6 protein-coding genes and 1 pseudogene are annotated in these 2,703 nt (G+C 64.6%); 3 read left to right on the top strand and 4 right to left on the bottom strand.

Annotation, left to right across the window (positions count from 1 at the left end; genetic code table 11):
* The 4 genes and pseudogenes from RWR81_RS13535 to RWR81_RS13520 all read right to left on the bottom strand — a co-directional run.
* Positions 1-77 (bottom strand): annotated as a pseudogene (locus RWR81_RS13535) (single-stranded DNA-binding protein); the annotation flags it as partial.
* Complete coding sequence (locus RWR81_RS13530; RefSeq protein ID WP_314458224.1) at positions 74-274, bottom strand: hypothetical protein; 201 nt, start codon at positions 272-274, stop codon at positions 74-76. The pseudogene RWR81_RS13535 and the gene RWR81_RS13530, both read right to left, overlap by 4 nt.
* Before the next feature lie 11 nt (positions 275-285).
* Entirely contained in the window at positions 286-636 is a 351-nt protein-coding gene (locus RWR81_RS13525; protein ID WP_314458223.1) for a hypothetical protein, read from the bottom strand.
* Positions 637-779: 143 nt separating this feature from the next.
* Positions 780-1,181, bottom strand: coding sequence for a helix-turn-helix transcriptional regulator (locus RWR81_RS13520; protein WP_314458222.1), 402 nt, complete (start codon positions 1,179-1,181; stop codon positions 780-782).
* A gap of 119 nt (positions 1,182-1,300) precedes the next feature.
* Here RWR81_RS13520 and RWR81_RS13515 point away from each other — a divergent pair, with 119 nt between their 5' ends.
* Genes RWR81_RS13515 through RWR81_RS13505 form a run of 3 tightly spaced genes read left to right on the top strand, consistent with a single transcriptional unit; the run spans position 1,301 to position 2,459 of the window.
* Positions 1,301-1,585, top strand: a complete 285-nt coding sequence (locus tag RWR81_RS13515; protein ID WP_314458221.1) for a hypothetical protein — start codon at positions 1,301-1,303, stop codon at positions 1,583-1,585.
* Positions 1,582-1,935 (top strand): hypothetical protein, encoded by a 354-nt coding sequence (locus tag RWR81_RS13510; protein ID WP_314458220.1) that lies wholly within the window; start codon positions 1,582-1,584, stop codon positions 1,933-1,935. Before RWR81_RS13515 ends, RWR81_RS13510 begins: the two co-directional genes overlap by 4 nt.
* The gene (locus RWR81_RS13505) at positions 1,932-2,459 is read left to right on the top strand and encodes a hypothetical protein (RefSeq protein WP_314458219.1); all 528 of its coding nucleotides are present in this window, start codon (positions 1,932-1,934) and stop codon (positions 2,457-2,459) included. Before RWR81_RS13510 ends, RWR81_RS13505 begins: the two co-directional genes overlap by 4 nt.
* Positions 2,460-2,703: the final 244 nt, after the last annotated feature.

The following is a 2,703-nucleotide window of genomic DNA, read 5'->3' as shown; positions in this document are numbered from 1 at the left end:
GCCCCGGAGGGCGTGAAGCGCATCTCGGGGTCCGCGGTGAGGTTCCCGACGATGGTGATGATGGTGTCTCCGCTCATGCTGCTTCTCCGATCTTGTTGTGGTTGATGTTGGTGTCGTTGCCCTGGATGAGGATCTGTTCGAGCTGCTCGACGTCGTCGAGCGTGCGGGTGAGCCAGTAGTCGCCGGCGGCCACTTTGGTGCCGAGGGCGTTGGCCAGCCCAGTGACCGCCTCTCTCACGAGGTAGGCCTGGTGGGGTGACAGCGTCAGTTCCATGCTCGGCTCCCTCATGCAGCCGCCGGGATGCCGACGGGCTCGATGCGGAGCTTTCCGGCGTCGAGGTGCCGCTGGACGGCTTCGACCTCTCTGAGGGTCTCCTTGAGGACCGTCTCTCCCGCCTCAATGCGAGCGCGGATCCTGTTGCTGAATCTACGCACGGCCTCCGTGAGGTGCGCGGGTACGGGGGCCGGCTCGATGATGAGCGTCCCCGTGGAGAGGAGCTCTTCGAGCTTCTCGGCCTCGATGAGGACGCTCTGGTACCCGGTGTTGCCGGCAGCCACACGGGCACGTGCGGCGTCGGTGTACTCGGCCATGGCCTCCATCGTGAGGAGCGTCTGGAGGAAGGGAAGGCACTGCATGGTTGTCTCCTTGGGTTCGTAAGGATTGGGATGCCTTGAAGTGGTCTTGGGGCTCGACGTCGTCGTCGAGGTGGGTCGTGCCTGGCTCAGTAGAGAGCGGCGGGACGCCTGCGTCCCTGCCCGTCAGGGCACAACAGAGTGGCCTACGCGGCGAGACGCCACGTAGGCCTGTTGATGGGGTTCACCTGATCTTCGTCAGGGGTGGGGAGTGCGACTCCGGAGCAGAAGGTCGCAGGTTCGAATCCTGTCCGGGGCGCCACCTCTGAGCCCCCGCCGCCACCCGCGGCGGGGGCTTCCTCTACCTTGCGAGGCATGAGGTCGTCGACGCTGACACCGAAGCGGTCAGCCACCACAGCAACGTCCTGCGCACTCCAACCAACCAGGCCTCGCACTTTCTTACTTGCCACGCCACCACTGACGCCAAGCAACTTCCCCAGCCGCTCGCGAGTGAGATGGTGGGCGAAGAGGTACTGGTTCACGGTGAAACCCAGCGCCTCGTTAAAGGTCATGGTCTTCGCTTCTGCAAGCGTCACTTCTGATGTCATGTGACCAGCGTAGCACTGTGCGATCAAAAACGCCAGGTGCGTTCACTTCGGCATTCTAAGTTCAAACTTGCACACTACGACGCTTGACAAGCACCCCTTCTCACTCCCACACTGTGAGCATGGTTGGCCAGAATCTTACAGGATCGGCAGAGGATGCCGATCTGAGTGTGCCTGCTGAAGTTAGAGCAAAGGATCTCATCACGACCGCCGAAGCTGCTGCGATGATCCCCGGCTGCAACGACCAGAAGTTGCGGCGATGGGCGAAGGCGGGGAAGATCCGCGCCGTTCGGCTGCCGTCAAATGAACTCCTGTTCGTTCGTCAGGACATTGAGGAGCTTCTGGTCCCTCGCTTCCTGACGTCGGAGAAGTCTGAGCTGCCCGGCCAACGGAGGTTGCCGGTATGAGTTCGTTCGTGGGTCTTGGTGCCTGGGAGTTGTTGGCGCTGTCGGTGCTGGGTGCCCTGGGGGTTGTTGGTATGGCTGCCACGCTTGGTGTGAGGTGGCGGAGGCTTGATGGGCGGCGGCTGGGGCGCGGTGAGCGCATGCTGGCGTCTACGTCGGCCGCTATCTGGATGGCGGTCATGCTCATCTTCTTCGCGGTCTTTCCGTGGTGGGGCCGACTGGTGGTGGGCTCCCTCCTTGTTGCCCACATCTGGCTGACGACCAGGTCTCAGATGTGGGGGACGGTGTCAGCGGCCTATGTCCTTCGTAAGACTGCGGAGGCTGACGGTGCTGGGCAGGAGGTGCGGCCGTGAGCTCGACGATGATCGGCGCCCTGGGGGCTGCGTTCAGTGTGGCGCTGATGCTGGGGCTGTGGGGCGAGGAGGCCTACAGGTGGGCTGTTTCTTCCTGGTGGGCGCCTGGGGCGCTGGGGCTGCTGCGGGCTGAGGTGACCACGGTGCAGGGTCTGATGGTTCTGCTGGTGACGCGGCCGGTGTCGTGGGTGCCGGCTGCGGGCCTGGCGCTGGTGGCGGTCTGTAGCGGGGCGATCCGGTTCGTGCAGCTGGCTCAGCCTGAGACGTGGGCTCAGCGCCGGTGGGCCTGGCTGGCCCCTTACGCGGCCCTTGTAGTGGCTTGGATCGGGCTGGTGGGGGTCTTCCTGCCTGTGCCCGGGGCGCTGGGTGAGCGGCTGATGACCGCCTGCGCCGTGGCGGCGGTGATGTGCGTGTTCTTCCTGGGGGTGCGCCTGCTGGCGCGCGGCGCGGCGAGCCTCAACTCAGCGGTGTGTCCGAGTGAGTACGTGGCGGTGACTGTGCCCGAGAGGACTTCGAGGTCCTGACCACTGCATCTGATTGTTCTTGATCGCTTCTTGTTTTTGAAAGTTACATTCGTGTTCTTTACGGATGAAGGGGGATTCGCTGTGTCTTTTGAGGGGTTGTGGGCAGGCCGTGTGGCCGGCCCTGTCGGGCGACGAAGGAGCCTGGCCGGCGCGCCCGGGCCTGTCCACGGCCCCGGTACGGGGTCCCGCTGTCCACCTGTGCGTGGCCGCCGGCCCCGGCGATAGCCGGCGGCCTCCACAGGTG

The organism is uncultured Actinomyces sp., from assembly GCF_963526355.1.
Taxonomy (GTDB): domain Bacteria; phylum Actinomycetota; class Actinomycetes; order Actinomycetales; family Actinomycetaceae; genus Actinomyces.
This window is presented reverse-complemented; position numbering and strand designations above follow the sequence as displayed.

Excerpts from the sequence above, each read along its gene's own strand:
- RWR81_RS13525 (WP_314458223.1), bottom strand. The coding sequence starts at position 636 with ATGCAGTGCCTTCCCTTCCTCCAGACGCTCCTCACGATGGAGGCCATG.
- RWR81_RS13510 (WP_314458220.1), top strand. The coding sequence starts at position 1,582 with ATGAGTTCGTTCGTGGGTCTTGGTGCCTGGGAGTTGTTGGCGCTGTCG.
- RWR81_RS13515 (WP_314458221.1), top strand. The coding sequence starts at position 1,301 with ATGGTTGGCCAGAATCTTACAGGATCGGCAGAGGATGCCGATCTGAGT.
- RWR81_RS13530 (WP_314458224.1), bottom strand. The coding sequence starts at position 274 with ATGGAACTGACGCTGTCACCCCACCAGGCCTACCTCGTGAGAGAGGCG.
- RWR81_RS13520 (WP_314458222.1), bottom strand. The coding sequence starts at position 1,181 with ATGACATCAGAAGTGACGCTTGCAGAAGCGAAGACCATGACCTTTAAC.